The sequence below is a fragment of the Streptomyces sp. NPDC002092 genome, assembly GCF_053593775.1.
Genome location: NZ_JBSFDG010000012.1, coordinates 1 through 19,331 on the forward strand (window position 1 = coordinate 1; position 19,331 = coordinate 19,331).

Below are 19,331 nucleotides of genomic sequence, written 5' to 3' on the forward strand. Positions count from 1 at the left end.
CACTTCACCCAACACGGCCGACGCACCCGACAACTCCCCGTCAGCCACGCCTTCCACTCCCCCCACATGGACCCCGCCCTCCACGACTTCCACCACACCGCCACCCAACTCCACTTCCACACCCCCCACATCCCCATCGTCTCCACCCTCACCGGACACCTCGCCACCCCCGAACAACTCACCTCCCCCGACTACTGGACCCACCACATCCGCCAAACCGTCCGCTACCACCACGCCACCCAGACACTCCAGGAACTCGGCGTCACCATGTACGTCGAAGTGGGCCCGGACGCCGCGCTCACACCCGTTACTCCCGGCGCCGTCCCAGTGCTGCGACGGGGGCGCGACGAGACGCGTTCGGTCCTCTCCGCGCTGGCCGCCGCCCACACGCGCGGCGCTCATGTCGACTGGGGGACATTCGGCGTCGAGCCGGACACGGCACTGGACCTGCCCACCTATCCGTTCCAGCGCGAGCGGTACTGGATGCGCGCCACGGCGCGGCCGTCCGAGGCCGGGCCGGTGCTGAGCGATCCGGTGGAACTCGCCGCGGGCGGTGGGCTGTTGTTCTCCGGCCGGGTGGGCCTGGGGCCGTTGCCGTGGCTCGCCGACCACGCCGTGGACGGCACGCCGCTCGCTCCGGCCAGCCTCTTCGCCGAACTGGCGCTGCGCGCGGGCGAGCGGGTCGGCCACCCGGTGGTGGACGAACTGACCCTGGAGGCACCGCTGCTCCTGCCGACCGAGGGCGCCGTATCGGTGCAACTGACCGTCGGGGACGTGGACACGGACGGCCGACGTCCGTTGGCGGTGCACGCCCGGTCCGACACGGACGACCCCTGGGTGCGCCATGCCTCCGGAGCGCTGGCCGCGGACGACGCGGTCGCCCCCTCGGGTGAGGACGGGGTGTGGCCTCCGTCCGGTGCGGTGGCCGCCGACGTCGAGGACGTGTACGCGCGGCTCGACGCTCTCGGGTACGGCTACGGGCCGGCCTTCCGGAACCTGCGGGCCGCCTGGCGCCTGGGTGACACGCTGCTGGCCGAGGTGGCGCTCCCCGCCGAAACGGCCGATGGCACCGAGGAGTTCACCGTCCACCCGGCCCTGCTGGACGCGGCCCTGCATCTGCTGCCGGTGCGGCACGAGACGGATGACGAGGTGGTGCTGCCGTTCTCCTGGTCGCGACTGCGGCTGCACGCCACCGGCGCACGCGTGCTGCGGGTGCGGCTGGAGCCCGTCGGTACGGACTCGGTGTCGTTGCTGGCGACCGATCCCGCGGGCGATCCGGTGCTGTCGGCGGAGTCCCTCGCGCTGCGTGCACTGCTCGCCGGCGCCTTGACGGCGACGGCACGGCCCATGGTCGATCCGCTCTACACGATCGAGTGGGTCTCCGCGCGAACAGGGACGGTCGGCGGCATGGAAGAGGCGCGCACGGTGACGGAGCGCGTCGACGACACTCCGGGCGCCGCGTCGCGGACCCTGGCGCTGGTGCAGGGGTGGCTGGCGCGGGAGTCGGACGACGACGCCCGGCTCGCCGTGGTCACCTCCGGCGCGCTCGCCGCCACCGCGGACGACACCGTGCCGGGCCTGGCAGCCGCGTCCGTATGGGGACTGATGCGTACGGCCCAGAGCGAGCATCCGGGGCGGTTCGTGCTGGTCGACAGCGACGGGACGCCGGAGTCCGAGACCGCGCTGCCTGCGGCGCTCGCCACCGGCGAGCCCCAACTCGCCCTCCGCAAGGGGCAGATCCTGGTACCCCGGCTCACCGAGGTGCCCCGGGGCGCCACGGCACACGGCGACGCGGAGACGCCCCCTCGTGACCCGGCGCAGGGCACCGTGCTGATCACGGGCGCCACCGGGGCGCTGGGCGCACTCGTCGCGGAGCGCCTCGTCACCCGGCACGGGGTACGGCATCTGCTGTTGACCAGTCGCCGAGGCCCCGAGGCCCCCGGTGCCGGGGAGTTCATCGACCGGCTCACCGCGCTCGGCGCGGAGGCCACGCTCGTGTCCTGCGACACCGCCGATCGCGAGGCACTGGACCGGCTGCTCGCCTCCGTCCCGGCCGAGCACCCCCTCACCGCCGTCGTCCATGCTGCCGGACTGCTCGACGACGGGGTGCTGGCGGACCTGACCGCCGAGCGGTTGGACACGGTGCTGCGGCCCAAGGCCGACGCGGCGCTGCTGCTGCACGAGCTGACCGTCGACCACGACCTGGACGCGTTCGTACTCTTCTCCTCCGTCACCGGGATCCTCGGCACAGCGGGCCAGGCCAACTACGCAGCCGCCAACGCCTACTTGGACGCTCTCGCCCAGCACCGCCACGCCCTGGGGCTCCCCGCGACGTCCATCGCCTGGGGGCTGTGGGACACCGGCGACGGCATGGCGGGCGCGCTCGACGCGACGGACCTCGCCCGGCTCACCCGCGGCGGACTCGCCCCGCTCTCGCCCGAGCAAGGGCTCGGCCTGTTCGACGCGGCGCTTCACTCACCGCTCCCGCTGCTGGTCGCGACCCGCTTCGCGCTCGCGGCGCTCCGGTCGCCGGACACACCGGCCCCCGCGCCGCTGCGCTCGCTGGTCCGTGCCGTGCCCCGTCGAGCGGCCGTCGCCTCGGCGGGCGGCTCCCTGGCCGAGCGGCTGGCCGCGCTGCCGCCCGCCGAGGCTGAACGCGAGGTGGACGAGCTCGTCCGCGCCACGGTGGCCACGGTCCTCGGACACACCGACAGCCGGGCCGTCACCCGCGACCGGGCTTTCGGCGATCTGGGCTTCGACTCGCTCGCAGCCGTCGACCTGCGCAACCGGCTCGGCGCCGCCACCGGCCTGCGGCTGCCCACCACCCTGGTGTTCGACCACCCCACTCCGGGCGCGCTCGGCGTACGGTTGCTGGACGAACTGCTCGGCTCCCGCTCCGGGTCCGCGCGGGCCGTCATCACCGCCCCCGTCGGCACCGGGGCGGACCGGGATACGGACGCCGTCGCCGTCGTCGCCATGGCCTGCCGGTTCCCAGGCGGGGTGACCTCGCCCGAGGACCTGTGGCGGCTGGTGACGGACGGCACGGACGCGATCTCCGGCTTCCCCGCCGACCGGGGCTGGGACCTGACCGCCCTGTACGACCCGGAGGGAGGCCGCCCCGGGACGTCGTACACCCGCGAGGGCGGGTTCCTGTACGACGCCGCCGCATTCGATCCCGAGGTGTTCGGGATGAGCCCCCGGGAGGCCCTGACCACCGACCCGCAACAGCGGCTGCTGCTGGAGACGGCCTGGGAGACCTTCGAGCGCGCCGGCATCGACCCGCGCTCCCTGCGCGGCTCCCGCACCGGGGTCTTCGCCGGCGTCATGTACAACGACTACGGCGCCCGTCTGCACCAGGCCCCGCAGGCGGCGGAGGAGGTCGAGGGCTATCTGGTCAGCGGCAGCGCGGGCAGTGTGGCCTCAGGGCGGGTGTCCTACACGTTCGGTCTGGAGGGACCGGCGGTCACCGTCGACACCGCCTGCTCGTCCTCCCTGGTCGCCCTTCATCTCGCGGCCCAGGCCCTGCGCAACGGCGAGTGCGACCTGGCCCTCGCGGGCGGCGTCACCGTCATGGCCAGTCCGGCCACCTTCGTCGAGTTCAGCCGCCAGCGCGGGCTCTCCGCCGACGGCCGCTGCAAGTCGTTCGCGGCAGCGGCCGACGGCACCGGCTGGAGCGAAGGCGCCGGACTGCTGCTGGTCGAGCGACTGTCCGACGCCCGCCGCAACGGCCACCAGGTTCTGGCCGTCGTACGCGGTTCGGCCGTCAACCAGGACGGCGCCAGCAACGGCCTCACCGCACCCAACGGGCCCTCCCAGCAACGTGTCGTCCGACAGGCGCTGGCCAACGCAGGGCTGAACACGGCGGACGTGGACGCCGTGGAGGCACACGGCACCGGCACCCGCCTCGGCGACCCCATCGAGGCACAGGCCCTCATCGCCACCTACGGACAAGACCGGCCCGCCGAACGCCCACTGTTCCTGGGCTCGGTGAAGTCGAACATCGGGCACACCCAGGCCGCGGCCGGCGTCGCCGGCGTCATCAAGACGGTCATGGCGATGCGGCACGGGACGCTCCCCCGCACCCTGCACGTCGACGAACCCACCCCCCACGTCGACTGGACAGCAGGCGCCGTCCGACTCCTCACCGAATCCGTGCCCTGGCCGGAGCACGACCGGCCCCGCCGGGCCGCCGTCTCCTCCTTCGGCATCAGCGGCACCAACGCCCACGTCATCCTCGAACACGTCCCGGATCCCGCACCGGAGACCGAAGAACGCTCCGGCGCACCCGTGCTCTGGCCGCTGTCGGCACACACCCCGCAGGCACTGCGTGCCCAGGCGGCGCGGTTGGCGGAATTCCTGACCGCTCGACCGGACGTCGACCCGGCCCGCGTGGCCCGCGCACTGGCGACCGGGCGGGCAGCGCTGGAGGACCGGGCCGCCTTCGTGGCCGCGGACGTGGAGGAAGCCGTAGGCGCGCTGATCGCGCTGGCCGTAGGCGAGGAGTCCGGAACCACCGCACCGTCCCAGGAGCCACGAACGGCGTTCCTGTTCACCGGGCAGGGCAGCCAGCGCGCCGGGATGGGACGCGAACTGTACGCCACAGAGCCCGCCTTCGCCGAAGCCTTCGACGCAGCCTGCGCCGCACTCGACCCCCACCTGGACGTGCCGCTGCGCGACGTCGTCTTCGCCGACGACCCCACCCTCCTCAACCAGACCCGCTACACCCAACCCGCCCTCTTCGCCCTCGAAACCGCACTGTTCCGACTCCTCCACCACCACGGCGTACGCCCCGACGTGCTGCTCGGTCACTCCATCGGGTCGGTGACCGCCGCCCATGTGGCCGGGGTGCTGTCGCTGATCGACGCGGCCACCCTGATCGCTGCCCGGGGCCGGCTGATGCAGGAGCTGCCGCCGGGCGGCGCCATGGCCGCTCTGTCGCTCTCCGAGGCGGAGACCCGCCCGCTGCTCACCGGGCTGGAGGAGCAGGTCGGCATCGCCGCCCTCAACGCTCCGCGGTCCACGGTCGTCTCCGGGACCGAGGACGCCGTACGGGAGGTCGTCCGGCAGGCATCCGAACTGGGCGCACGCACGAAGACGCTGACGGTCAGTCATGCCTTCCACTCGCCTCTGATGGAGCCGGTACTCGCGGCGTTCCGCGAGGCAGTGGCGGGACTGACCTTCGCCGCACCCCACATTCCCGTGATCTCCGACCTCACCGGCCGGGCCGCCGGCGCCGAGGAACTCGCCTCCCCGGACCACTGGGTGCGTCATGTCCGCGAGACCGTGCGTTTCGCCGACGGGCTGCGGACCCTGGCCACGGACGGCGTGAGCGTGTTCGTGGAGCTGGGACCGGACGCCGTGCTGACCTCGCTGACCGGCGACACACTGGCCGACGCCGTGACCGTTCCCCTGCTGCACCGTGACCGGTCCGAAGCCGGGGCTCTGCCGGAGGCACTGGCCGCGCTGTGGTGTGCCGGGGTCCCGGTGGACCGCCGGTCGTGGTCCGGACCGAAACCCGGTGCCCTGGCCGAGCAGCTGCCGACCTATCCGTTCCAGCGTGAGCGCTACTGGCTGGACGTACCGGCACGGCCCGCTGTGCCGGCCGACGACGGCTCGCGGCCGCATCCGCTGCTGGACGGGGCGGTCCGGCTCGCCGACGACACCGCGACGGTCCACACCGGCCGGCTGTCCCTGGACGGCCACCCCTGGCTGGGCGAACACGCCCTGTTGGGAACACCAGTCCTGCCCGGCACGGCGCTGCTCGAACTGGCCCTGCACGCGGGCCGCGAGTCCGGCTCGCCCGTGGTGGAGGAGCTCACTCTCCAGGCCCCGCTGCCGCTGTCGGAGCAGCAGGCGGTACGGGTCCAGGTGGTCGTGTCCGGCGCCGACGACGAGGGACGCAGGACCTTGACCGTGCACTCCCGGACGGAAGGGGCCGACTGGACCCGGCACGCCTCGGGCGTCCTGGCGACCGACACGGTTCCCGCCGCCGCGCCCACCGCAGGGTCGTGGCCTCCGCCGGACGCGGAACCAGTGGATCTCAGCACCGCCTACGAGACGTTGGCATCCCTCGGTTACGCGTACGGGCCGCTGTTCCAGGGGCTGCGGGCCGCCTGGCGACGGGACGGGGCCTGGTTCGCCGAGGTCGCTCCCGGCGCAGGCGCCCCGGCCACCGAGGAGTTCACGCTGCACCCCGCGCTGCTCGACGCCGCGCTCCACCCGCTGGCGCTGGAGGGTCCGGGTGCCTCGGGAGGACTGCGCGTGCCCTTCTCATGGGAGGGCGTGCGCTGGTACGGCAACCACCGTGCCGGGCCACTGAGGGTCCGGCTCACGCCCGAGGGTCCGGACCGTGCCGCGCTGTCACTGACCGACGAGACCGGGGCACCTGTGCTGACCGCCGAGGCGGTGCTGGTGAGGGAGGCCGATCCCGCGGTCCTGACGGCGGCCCGCCGACCGGCCCGAGTGCTGCACCGCGTGGACTGGGTACCGACGACCGTGCCCACAAGGGCCGCGGACTGGCTGCCGTTCGACCAGGCCGACACCGCGGGCTCCGCGCCGTACACGGTGCTCCAGGCGGACGACGGGCTGACGCCCTTCCGGCTGCTGGAGATCCTGCGCGACTGGCCGGCCGACGAGGGCCACGCCGCCACCCGGCTCGTCGTCGTCACCCGGGACGCGATCGCGGTGCGGCCAGGCGAACCTCTGGCCGGACTGGCACAGGCACCGCTGTGGGGTCTCGTACGCACCGCGCAGACCGAGCACCCCGGCCGGTTCGTGCTCGTCGACACGGACGGCACCGCCGCCTCCGAGGCCGCGCTCGGCACGGCACTGGCGAGCGGGGAGCCACAACTTGCCCTGCGTGAGGGGCGGTTGTCGGTGCCGCGGCTGGCGCCGATCACGGTCCGGAACAGTGGCTCGCCGTTCCGGGCGGCGGGACGCGGCACGGTACTGCTGAGCGGGGCCACGGGCGCGCTGGGCGGGCTGCTCGCCGAGCACCTCGTCGTCCACCACGGCGTCCGCCATCTGCTGCTGACCAGTCGGCGGGGCCCCGACGCACCGGGGGCGTCCGCCCTCGTCGAGCACCTCACCGCCCTCGGCACCGAGGTCGTGCTCCGCGCCTGCGACATCGCCGACCGCACGGCTCTCACAGAGCTGCTGGCGTCGGTGTCGCCGGACCACCCTTTGAGCGCCGTCGTCCACGTGGCGGGCGTCACGGCGGACGCCACGCTCGAGTCGCTCACCGAGGACGCGTTCGCCGAGGTCATGCGTCCCAAGTCCGAGGCCGCCCAACTGCTGCACGAACTCACCCGGGGGCTGGCCCTGGACGCGTTCGTCCTGTTCTCCTCGGTCGCCGGGGTCGTCGGCAACGCGGGCCAGGCCAACTACGCCGCCGCCAATGCCCACCTCGACGCCCTCGCCCAGCACCGGCAGGCACTCGGTCTGCCCGCCGTGTCCCTGGCCTGGGGGCTGTGGGAGACCGAGGAGGGTATGGGGAAGGCTCTCGGCCCGGCGGATCTGGCCCGGATCGCCCGCACCGGTATCTCCCCGCTCGGGACGGCCGAGGGGCTGGACCTCTTCGACGCCGCACTGGCCTCAGGACAGGCGGCCCTGGTCCCCGCGCGCCTCGACCTGACGGCCCTGCGTGGGCTCGACGACCCGGACCGCGTCCCGCCGCTGTTGCGCGGCCTGGTCCAGCCGAACGCGCCGAAACCACGGGGCGCGGCGCAAGAGGGCGCGCGCCGGCGGGACGACGCGGTCGCGCCGTGGGTGCGCAAGCTCGCCGAGGCGTCCGCCGCCGACCGGCCACGTATCGCGCTCGACCTGGTGCGCGGCGCGATCGCCGAGGTCCTCGGCCACGCCCCGAACCGGCCCGTTCCCGCGGACCGGGGCCTGCTCGACCTCGGCTTCGACTCGCTGACCGCGGTCGAACTGCGCAACCGGCTGGGCGTGGAAACCGGTCTACGGCTGCCCACGACGGTGCTCTTCGACCAGCCGACCGCCACCGCGCTCGCCACGCACCTGTTGGACGAACTCGCGGACCGGTTGCCCGGCGGCGCGGCCACGGCCCTCGCGCGGATCGCGGAACTCGAGGCCGCGTGCGCCGACGACACACTCGGTGCCGAGGCCCTGGACCGGATCGCCGCTCGCCTGAGCACCGTGCTGGCGCGCCTCGTCCCCGACCAGGGCGGCGCCCCCGACGACGGCGCCGCGACGGCGTCCGCCCAGCTCGACCAGGCTTCCGACGACGAGCTCTTCCAACTCATCGACGGTCAGCTCGGAACTGAGTGATCCACCGCGGTCCCACACGACCGCACGCTCCGCACACCCCGTATGACCCGTAGGGCTCGTCTGACGAGGAGAGTTGACGCCGCATGACGAACGAGGCCAGGCTCCGCGACTATCTGAAGCGCGTGACGAACGATCTGCTGCAGACCAGGGAGCGGCTGTCCCGCGTGGAGGCGGAGCGGCACGAGCCGATCGCGATCGTCGGCATGGCGTGCCGCTATCCGGGAGGGGTGCGCTCACCCGAGGACCTGTGGCGGATCGTCGAGTCCGGCACCGACGCGATCACGCCGTTCCCCGAGAACCGCGGCTGGGACACCACGGGGCTGTACGACCCCGATCCCGAGCGTGCCGGAAGGACGTATGCGCGGGAGGGTGGTTTCCTGCACGACGCGGACCGGTTCGACCCGGCGTTCTTCGGCATCAGCCCGCGTGAGGCGCTCGCCGTGGACCCCCAGCAGCGGCTGCTGCTGGAGACGGCCTGGGAGACCTTCGAACGCGCGGGGATCGACCCCCGCTCCCTGCGCGGCTCCCGCACCGGGGTCTACGCCGGGGTGATGTACGGCGACTACGGCGGCCGTATCCGCAAGGCGCCGGATGGCCTGGAGGGATACATCGGCACCGGCAGCGCGGGATCGGTCGCCTCGGGGCGGCTGTCGTACACCTTCGGTCTTGAGGGCCCGGCGGTGACGGTGGACACGGCGTGCTCGTCCTCGCTGGTCGCCCTGCACCTGGCCATGCGGTCACTGCGGGAGGGTGAGTGCGATCTGGCGCTGGCCGGCGGCGCCACGGTGATCTCCACACCCGGACTCTTCGTGGAGTTCAGCCGACAGCGGGGGCTGTCCCCGGACGGCCGCTGCAAGGCCTTCGCGGCCGCGGCGGACGGTACCGGCTGGGGCGAGGGTGTAGGGCTGCTGCTGGTGGAGCGGCTGTCCGACGCCCGCCGCAACGGTCACCCGGTGCTGGCCGTCGTACGCGGTTCGGCCGTCAACCAGGACGGCACGAGCGGCCAGCTCTCGGCCCCGAACGGCCCGTCGCAGCAGCGGGTGATCCGGCAGGCCCTGACGGACGCCGGGCTCGGCGCAGCCGACATCGACGCGGTCGAGGCGCACGGTACGGGCACCCGGCTCGGGGACCCCATCGAGGCACAGGCGCTGCTCGCGGCGTACGGCCACGACCGACCGTCCGAACGGCCTCTGCTGCTGGGGTCGTTGAAGTCGAACATCGGGCACACCCAGGCCGCCGCGGGCGTCGGCGGCGTCATCAAGATGGTCCAGGCGATGCGCCACGGCCTGCTCCCCCGCACCCTGCACGTCGACGAACCCACCCCCCACGTCGACTGGACCGCCGGCGCCGTCCAACTCCTCACCGAAGCACGCGAATGGAGGCCGGACGAACGGCCTCGCCGGGCCGCCGTGTCCTCCTTCGGGATCAGCGGCACCAACGCCCACGTGATCCTGGAGGAGGCACCGGTCCCGCAATCCGCGGAGTCCGGTGCGGCAGCCGGGGAGGTCCCGGCTCCGTGGCTGTTGTCGGGTCACAACGAGCAGGCACTGCGGGACCAGGCGGCCCGCCTGCGCGAATACGTCGAGACACACCCCGACACGGAACTCGACGCCGTGGCCAAGGTACTGGCCGACGGCCGCGCCCACCTCGACCACCGAGCCGTCCTCACCGCCGAGAACCGGGACGAGCTGGTACAGGCGCTCGACGCCCTGTCCGGCGGGGTCGAGAGCCCGAACATCGTGCGGGGCTCCGTCACCACCCCCGGCAAGGTGGTGTTCGTCTTCCCCGGCCAGGGCTCCCAATGGGACGGCATGGCCACCCACCTCCTGGCCACCTCCCCCGTCTTCGCCGACCACCTCACCCAAGCAGCCCACGCCATCCAGCAACACACCGGCTGGAACCTCCTCGACGTCCTCGCCAACACCCCCGACGCACCCCCCGCCGACCGCGTCGACGTCATCCAACCCGCCCTCTTCGCCGTCATGACCAGCCTCGCCAAACTCTGGCAACACCACGGCATCCACCCCGACGCCGTCATCGGCCACTCCCAAGGCGAAATCGCCGCCGCCTACACCGCCGGAGCACTCACCCTCGACGACGCCGCCAAAATCGTCACCCTCCGCTCAAAAACCCTCCTCACCCTCGCCGGCACCGGCACCATGGCCTCCCTCCCCCTATCCGCCGACGACACCCGCACCCTCCTCACCGACCACACCGACCTCCACATCGCCGCCCTCAACGGACCCACCACCACCGTCATCGCCGGCGACACCGACCAACTCCACCACCTCGTCACCACCCTCAACGAACAGAACATCCAAGCCCGCACCATCCCCGTCGACTACGCCTCCCACACCCCCCACGTCCACCCACTCCACAACACCCTCCTCGACCTCCTCGCCGACATCCGCCCCAAAGCAAGCACCACCGCCTTCTACTCGACGCTGACAGGCACCCCACTCGACACCACCCGACTCACAGCCGACTACTGGTACGACAACCTCGCCAACCCCGTCCTCCTCCACCCCACCATCCAAACCCTCCTCAACGACGGCCACACCACCTACATCGAAACCAGCCCCCACCCCGTCCTCACCACCCCCCTCCAAGACACCACCAACAACACCGCCGTCATCACCGGCACCCTCCGCCGCAACCACGGCACCCTCACCCGCTTCCACCAATCCCTCGCCCACCTCCACACCCACGGCCACCCCACCCACTGGCACACCCCCACCCCCACCACCCACCCCACCAACCTCCCCACCTACCCCTTCCAACACCACCGCTACTGGCTCGAAGGCCCGGCGGCACACGGCGATGCGGGCAGTCTGGGACTCGACTCCAGCGACCATCCCGTGCTGTCTTCGATCACCACACTCGCGGAGGGCGACTCGGTGGTCCTCAGCGGGCGGCTGTCGACGCAGTCCCAGCGCTGGCTGGTGGACCATGCCGTGGGCGGAACCGTGCTGCTGCCCGGTACCGCGCTCCTTGAGTTCGTCCTCCAGGCCGCGCAGGCGGTCGGCCGCAACAAGGTCGACGAGCTGACCCTTGAGTCGCCCCTCGTCCTCCCGGGGCGCGGCGCGGTGCGTGTGCAGGTCGCCGTGGAGGCAGCCGACGACGACGGTGGGCGCAGGATCACCGTGCACTCCCGGCCCGACGGAGCGGAGCCCGACACGCAATGGACGCGTCACGCCACGGGCGTGCTCGCTCCCCCGGCACAGGTGCCCGCGGCCTCCGAGTGGGCTGTCTCCTGGCCCCCCGCAGACGCGGACCCGCTGGATGTGACGGACCTTTACGACGAACTCGCCGATCTGGGCTACGAGTACGGGCCGACCTTCCGGAACCTGTCCGCGGCCTGGCGCTCGGGCGACACCGTGTACGGGGAGGTCGCGCTCGCGTCCGAGTTCCACGACGACGCCGCCCGGTTCGCCCTGCATCCGGCGCTGCTCGACTCTGCCCTGCACACGATGGGCCTGGGCGGCTTCCTGGGCTCGGGGGTCCGGTTGCCGTTCAGCTGGAACGGGGTCTTCCTGGCGGCCACCGGGGCCACGGCGCTGCGCGTGGCGATCGCTCCGGGTACGGGCGGGGAGGACTCGGTGACGGTGTCCGTCGCCGACCCCGGCGGCGCCCTGGTGGCCGCCGCCGAGTCGCTCACTCTGCGGCCCGTCGCCCCGGACCAGTTGGCGACCGTACGGCGGCCTTCCGGGGCCGCCCGGTCCCTGTACGAGCTCGGCTGGACCGAACTGTCGCTCGCCGGCACGGAGCCCGGTGTGTCGTACGAGGTCCTGGACGCCACGGAGGTGTCCGCGGGCAAGGTTGCGTCGGCGGTCCGGGACGGGGTGACGGATCTGCTCGGCCGGTTGCGGGAGCGGCTGGCGGAGCCGGAGTCGGCTCCGGACGTTCCTCTCGTGGTGCTGACCCGGCGCGCCGTCGCCGCCGCGCCGGGTGATCCGGTGGATCTGGCGGCCGCGCCGCTGTGGGGTCTGACCAGGTCAGCCGCCACCGAGCACCCCGGCAGGGTGGTCGTGGTCGACATCGACGGCACGCTTGCGTCACGGGATGCCCTCTCCGCCGCCGTGGCCACGGGTGAGCCGCAACTCGCCCTGCGTGACGGCCGGTTGCTCGTACCCCGGTTGGCTTCCGCCACGGTGGACGAGGGTGTGGCACTGCCCGGGGACGGTTCCGCGTGGCGGCTGGAGACGCCCGGGGGCTCGCCGGACGACCTGCGGGCCGCAGCGCACCCGGCGGCGGACGCGCCGCTCGCCGCCGGTGAGGTGCGGCTCGCGGTGCGCGCCGTCGGCCTCAACTTCCGCGATGTGCTGAGCGTCCTGGGCATGGTCCCGGCGGGTTCTCCGCTCGGTACGGAGGCGGCGGGCACCGTGTTGGAAGTCGGTCCGGGTGTGGAGGGGCTGACCATCGGCGACCGGGTCTTCGGGCTGGTGCCGGGCGCCGTCGGCCCGCGGGCCGTGGCGGACCGGCGGCTGCTCGCCCGGATCCCGGAAGGCTGGTCATTCGCGACGGCGGCGGGTGTGCCGGCCGTCTTCACCACGGCCTACTACGGTCTGGTCGAACTGGCCGGGCTGCGCGCCGGGGAACGGCTGCTGGTCCACTCGGCCGCGGGCGGTGTCGGCCTCGCCGCGCTGCAGGTCGCCCGCCACCTGGGGGCCGAGGTGTTCGCCACCGCGAGCCCGGCCAAGTGGGGTGCGCTGCGGGCGCTGGGCCTGGACGACGCACACCTCGCGTCCTCTCGTACAACGGAGTTCGAGGAGCACGTGCGCGCGGCCACGGACGGGCAGGGTGTCGACGTCGTGCTCAACTCGCTCACCGGCGAGTTCGTCGACGCTTCGCTGCGGCTGCTGCCGTCCGGCGGTCGGTTCGTAGAGATGGGGATAGCCGATCTGCGCGACCAGCCCGGGATCGACGCCGTCCGGCCCGGTGTGGCGTATCGGCCGTTCGAGCTCCTGGGGATGGATCCCGAGCGGGTCGGGGAGGCCCTCGCCTCGGCGCTGGAGCTGTTCGAGCAGGGCGTACTGGCACCGCTGCCGGTTACCACCTGGGACGTACAGCAAGCCCCGGCCGCGTTCCGGTACTTCTCCCAGGCCAAGCAGGTGGGCAAGGTCGTGCTCACGCTCCCCTCCCCTCAGGAGCGGGGGACCGTCCTGATCACCGGGGGCACCGGCACGCTGGGCTCGGCGCTCGCCCGCCATCTGGTGAGGGAACACGGGGTACGGAGCCTGCTGCTGACGGGCCGACGCGGCGCCGAGTCACCTGGTGCCGAAGAACTCGCGTCCGAACTCAGGGAGTTGGGTGCCCACGTACGGATCGAGCCATGCGACACGGCCGACCGGGACGCCCTCGCCGAGCTCCTGGACTCCATCGACCCCGCACGACCGCTGACCGACGTCATCCACGCGGCAGGCGTCCTGGACGACGGAGTGCTGGCCTCCCTGACAGAGGAGAAGGTGGCGGCGGTGCTGCGGCCCAAGGTGGACGCGGCCTGGAACCTGCACGAGCTGACCCGTGGCTCGGACCTGTCGTCGTTCGTGCTGTTCTCCTCCGCTTCGGGCCTGCTGGGCGGGGCCGGGCAGGCCAACTACGCGGCAGCCAACGTGTTCCTGGACGCCCTGGCCGGGCACCGGCGCGATCTCGGTCTGCCCGCCGTGTCGCTGGCGTGGGGCATGTGGGAGAACGCGAGCGGCATGACCGGGCACCTGGCTCAGGCAGACCTGGCCCGCATCACGCGCGGCGGTCTCGTACCGATGACCCTGCCAGAGGGCATGGCTCTGTTCGACGCGGCGCTGGAGGACGGCCGGCCGCTGCTCGTCCCGGCACCGCTGGACCTGGCGGGACTGCGGGCGGACGCCGGCTCCGCCTCGGTGCCCACCGTGCTGCGGGCACTGGTACGCGGACCGGTCGTACGGCGTGCCGCGCAGGGCGCCCAGACGGCGGCGGGGACCCTCGCGGAACGGCTGGCTGCACTGCGCGGACCGGAGCGCACACGGACCGTGCTCACCCTGGTGCGTGAGCAGGTCGCCGCGGTCCTCGGGCATCTCACGCACGACGACATCACGGCCGACCGGCCCTTCAAGGAGATCGGCTTCGACTCGCTGACCTCCGTCGAACTGCGCAATCGGATCTCCACCGCGACGGGGTTGCGGCTGCCGACGACGCTCGTCTTCGACTTCCCGACCCCCGAGGCGCTCGCCGGGCACCTGGTCGGGCTGCTCGCACCGGACGACCCCGCGGCGGAACTCGACCGTCTGCTCGCGTCGATCGCCGTCGACGCCCCCGGCTTCCCACGGCTCAGGGAACGCCTGCGTGCGGCCCTGTGGCGGTGGGAGGAGGAGACGCGGGACGGCGATACGGCGGCCGAGGCCCCCGCGGACGACCCCGACTTCGCCGAGGCCAGTGACGAGGACCTTTTCCGTGCCCTCGACGAGGAGCTCGATGCGACCTGACCTGCCTGGATCGGAGAGGACAGAGAAGAGAGTGCGATGGCGATGAGCAACGAGGAGAAACTACGCGACTACCTGCGCCGGGCGACCACCGATCTACGGCAGGCCCGCCGCCGTGTGCGGGAACTGGAGGAGAGGGACCACCAGCCGATCGCGATCGTCGCGATGAGCTGCCGCCTCCCCGGCGGGGTCACGTCGCCCGAGGACCTGTGGGAGCTCGTGTCGAAGGAGCGGGACGCGGTCTCCGGCTTCCCGACGGACCGGGATTGGGACATGGAGGCACTGTACGACCCCGACCCGGACCGGGCCGGTACGGCCTACACCCGTGAGGGGGGATTCCTGCACGACGCGGGCGAGTTCGACGCCGCGTTCTTCGGCATGGGGCCACGCGAGGCGGTGGCCACGGATCCGCAGCAGCGGCAGCTCCTGGAAGTCGCGTGGGAGACGTTCGAACGGGCCGGGATCGCGCCGGAGTCACTGCGCGGCAGCCGGACCGGCGTGTTCGCCGGAGTGGTCGCCCAGGCGTACGTTCCACCCGCAGGGCGGGTGCCCGACGGGTACGAGGGCCATTTGATGACCGGCAACGCGACCAGTGTGGCGTCCGGGCGGGTCGCCTACCATCTGGGCCTCGAGGGTCCGGCCGTCACGCTGGACACCGCCTGCTCGTCGTCGCTGGTGGCGATGCATCTGGCGGCGCAGTCGCTGCGGCGTGGCGAATGCGATCTGGCGCTCGCGGGCGGGGTCACGGTGATGGCCACGCCACTGCTTCTCGTCGAGTTCAGCCGCCAGCGCGGCCTGTCTCCGGACGCCCGGTGCAAGGCGTTCGCGGCGTCCGCCGACGGCACGGGATTCGCCGAGGGGGTCGGCCTGGTGCTGCTGGAGCGGCTGGCCGACGCCCGCCGCGCCGGACACCGGGTGCTCGCCGTCCTGCGAGGCTCCGCGGTGAACCAGGACGGGGCGAGCAACGGGCTGACGGCTCCGAACGGCCCGACCCAGGAACGCGTCATCGAGCAGGCGCTGGCCGACGCCCGGCTGGCCCCGCAGCAGGTGGACATGGTCGAGGCACACGGCACGGGCACCCGGCTCGGTGACCCCATCGAGGCACAGGCGCTGATCGCCGCCTACGGGCGGGGCCGGGCCGACGGCGAGCCGCTGCTGGTGGGGTCCCTCAAGTCGAACATCGGGCACACGCAGGCCGCGGCAGGCGTCGCCGGGGTCATCAAGACGGTACTGGCGATGCGGCACGGTGTCCTGCCCAAAAGTCTCCACATCAAGGAGCCCACGCCTCATGTCGACTGGTCGGCGGGCGCGGTGGAACTGCTCACCACCGCCATGCCCTGGCCGGACCGGAACCGGCCGCGCCGGGCTGGGGTCTCGTCTTTCGGGATCAGTGGGACGAACGCGCACGTGATCCTGGAACAGGCACCGACGGACACGTCCGGCGTCCCCGAGCCCGTCCTCGAAGGGGCCGACCCCGCGGAACCGTCCCCGGTCCGGCAGCCCACGCCGACGACGCCGTGGCTGTTGTCTGCTCGGACCAGGTCCGCGCTGCGTCACCAGGCCGCGCGACTGGCGGACCATCTGGCCACCACGCCCGACGCGGATCCCGTGGCCGTGGGCCGCACTCTGGCACTGGGACGGAACGCCTTCAAACACCGGGCTGTCGTCCTGGCGGTCAGTCCGGACGAGCGACTCGCCGCGCTGCGGAGCGTCGCCACGGGCCGCCCCGACCCCAGGGTGGTGACCGGCACGGCCGCCGAACGGCTGTCCACGGCCTATCTCTTCACCGGCCAGGGCAGCCAGCGCCCCGGCATGGGGCGCGAGTTGTACGAGCACCAGCCGGTTTTCCGGCAAACGGTGGACGAGCTGTGCGAGGCCTTCGACGAGCTTCTGGAGCGCCCCCTAAAGCCACTGCTCTTCGCCGCGCAGGACAGTGCGGAAGCAGAGCTGCTCGACCGCACCGAGTACGCCCAACCCGCCCTGTTCACCGTAGAGTTGGCGCTTTTCCGGCTACTGAGGAAGCTGCTTCCGGAGCCGGACTACCTGGGCGGCCACTCCATCGGCGGCCTCACGGCCGTCGCGGCGGCCGGTGCCCTGTCCGCGGCCGACGCCTGCACTCTGGTCGCCGCGCGGGGCCGCCTGATGGGCAGCGGGCCCTCGGGCGGGGCGATGACGGCCTGCGAGGCCTCCGAGGAGGAGGTGCTCGCCCTGCTCGCCGACTACCCCGGGCAGGTCGACATCGCCGCACTCAACACCCCAGCCTCGACCGTGGTCTCGGGCGACGCGGACGCGGTGGCGGAAATCGCGGCACGTCTCGCCGACCGCGGCCGACGCACCCGCACGCTGCGGGTCAGCCACGCCTTCCACTCGGCCCACATGGACGACATCCTCGACCCCCTGCGCCAGGTCGTCTCGTCCCTGCGCTTCACCGAACCGACCCTCCCGGTCGTCTCGGACCTCACCGGTCGTCCGGTGGGCGTCGAGGACCTGCGGCAACCCGACTACTGGGCCCGTCAGTTGCGATCTCCCGTCCGCTTCGGATCACTGGTGGCCGCGCTGTACGAAGCGGGCGTGACCGCCTTCGTCGAAGTGGGCCCGGACGCGGTGCTGGCACCTCTGGTGCCCGCCTGCCTGCCTGCCAACGCCGCCCCCGTCGTCGTACCGGCCCTGGTGCGGGACCGCTCGGAGCAGAGCTCGCTCGCCACGGCGCTGTCACGGCTGCACGCGGCCGGAGGCGCGGTCGACTGGCGGACCTGGTACGGCGAACAGCCGGCCCCGGGAGCCGACCTGCCGACGTACCCGTTCGAGCACCATCGCTACTGGTGGCCACCCACGACGCTCGCGCCGTCCGTCCCGGACTCCGTGCCGCCGCCGTACGCCGCGCCCGAACCCGTGGCCGACGTGGCCGAGCCACCGCCCACCGTACTGGAGGGCGAGGGCTCGATGCTCGACCTGGTCCGGGTGCACACCGCGGATGTTCTCGGACACGCCTCGCCCGGCGTGATCGGCGAGGAGGACAACTTCCTCGACATCGGCCTGTCGTCCTTCAGCGCACTGGAGGTGCGCAACCGCTTGTGCGAGGCCACTGGACTGCTGCTGCCGCCCGTGCTGCTGTTCGACCATCCCACGCCCGGCGCCGTGGCCCGGTTCCTGGAGGAGCAGTTGCCGGCGGCCTGACGCACGGAGGGCGGCGGTACCGGCAGGACTTCGGTACCGCCGCCCTCCGTCTCGGATCGACAGGCGCGGCTCGGGGCGCGCCTTCACCAGGTGACGGGAAGCCTCACGATCCCCTGAACGGAGCCGCCGGGTTTCGTGCCGAGCCGTTCGACCGGTTCGGCGAGTCGCAGGGCAGGCATCCGCTCGGTCAACCGGTCCAACGAGATCTCCAGTTCCGCCCGGGCCAGGTTCTGTCCGATGCACTGGTGGACGCCGTACCCGAAGGCCAGGTGATGGCGAGTGCCCCGGCCCACGTCGAGGGTGTCGGGGTCGGTGAACACGTCGGCGGAACGATTGGCCGCGGCATTCGGCAGATAGACCCCGTCGCCCTCCTTGATGACCACGGAGCCGACCTCGATGTCGGCCGCCGCCACGCGTTGCAACTCATCGGCGACGGACAGGAACCGCAGCAGTTCCTCCACCGCCCCGGGTATCAGGCCCGGATCGGCCCGAAGCCGGGCCCACTGCTCGGGGTGCTCCAGCAGGGTCAGGATGCTCAGCCCGATCATGTTGGCCGTGGTCTCGTGGCCCGCTACCAGGAGGAACATCGCAATGGACGCTATTTCCTCCCGGCTCAGGTCACCGGTGGGCAGCCGGGTCTCGATGAGTTCGTCCAGCAGTCCGGGGGCCGCCCCGCGCGCATCGGCCCTGCAGAGTTTCGCGCCGATCAGTTCGTCGAAGTAGCCGACGAGAGCGGCACCCGCGGCGGCCGCTTCCTCAGCGGTGCCGGTCGCCATGAGCATCCGGCGGGTCTGCTCCTCGAAGAACTCGTGGTCCACGTAAGGGACTCCGAGAAGCTCGCAGATCACGGTGGACGGTACCGGCAGCGCGAACTGGGTGACCAGGTCCGCCGACTCGTCCTCGGCCAGCAGGGCGTCGATCCGCTCGTCCACGATCCTCCGGATCGAGGGCCTGAGTCCGGTCACCCTCTTCACCGTGAAGCTCGGGATGAGCATGCGGCGCTGGATGTCGTGCTCAGGCGGGTCCATGCCCACCAATGCGGTGAGCTTCGCGGCCGCCATCCGGGGCACCAGGACGGGGAAGTCCGGCCGGGTGCGGTCCGAAGACAGCCGCGGATCGACGAGAAGCCGCCGTGTCTCGCCGTAGCCGGTCACCACCCAGGCCACCCGCCCGTCGTAGAGCCGTACCCGGGACACCGGCCCACGCTCCCTCAACTCGGCGTATCCGTCCGGCGGGTGATACGGACAGGTGCGGGACATCGGAAACTCCGGCAACTCCGCGGATGTCCGCAGCAGGTCGTCACCGCTCATATCGCTCTCCCAGCTTCGGGACTTGTGAGAGGCCGCCCCTTCGGGCGGGGTCGCCCATGGAAATCCCGGATCCTCCGGGACTGCGATTAAGCAGCTC

At 72.6% G+C, this 19,331-nt stretch carries 3 protein-coding genes and 1 pseudogene; 3 read left to right on the forward strand and 1 reads right to left on the reverse strand.

Features of this window, described 5'->3' with window-relative positions; all coding sequences use genetic code 11:
• Positions 1 to 66 precede the first annotated feature (66 nt).
• From ACWCRD_RS26745 to ACWCRD_RS26755, 3 genes and pseudogenes are all read left to right on the forward strand, one after another.
• A pseudogene (locus ACWCRD_RS26745) lies at positions 67 to 8,289 on the forward strand (SDR family NAD(P)-dependent oxidoreductase); the annotation flags it as partial.
• Between the two features lie 122 nt (positions 8,290 to 8,411).
• Positions 8,412 to 14,750 (forward strand): type I polyketide synthase, encoded by a 6,339-nt coding sequence (locus ACWCRD_RS26750; RefSeq protein ID WP_450968576.1) that lies wholly within the window; start codon positions 8,412 to 8,414, stop codon positions 14,748 to 14,750.
• A gap of 72 nt (positions 14,751 to 14,822) precedes the next feature.
• A complete protein-coding gene (locus ACWCRD_RS26755) occupies positions 14,823 to 17,924 on the forward strand; it encodes a type I polyketide synthase (protein WP_450968577.1) in 3,102 nt (1,033 codons plus the stop codon).
• 83 nt (positions 17,925 to 18,007) lie between these two features.
• Here ACWCRD_RS26755 and ACWCRD_RS26760 read toward each other — a convergent pair whose 3' ends face one another.
• The gene (locus tag ACWCRD_RS26760; RefSeq protein WP_450968320.1) at positions 18,008 to 19,234 is read right to left on the reverse strand and encodes a cytochrome P450; all 1,227 of its coding nucleotides are present in this window, start codon (positions 19,232 to 19,234) and stop codon (positions 18,008 to 18,010) included.
• Between the last annotated feature and the right edge of the window lie 97 nt (positions 19,235 to 19,331).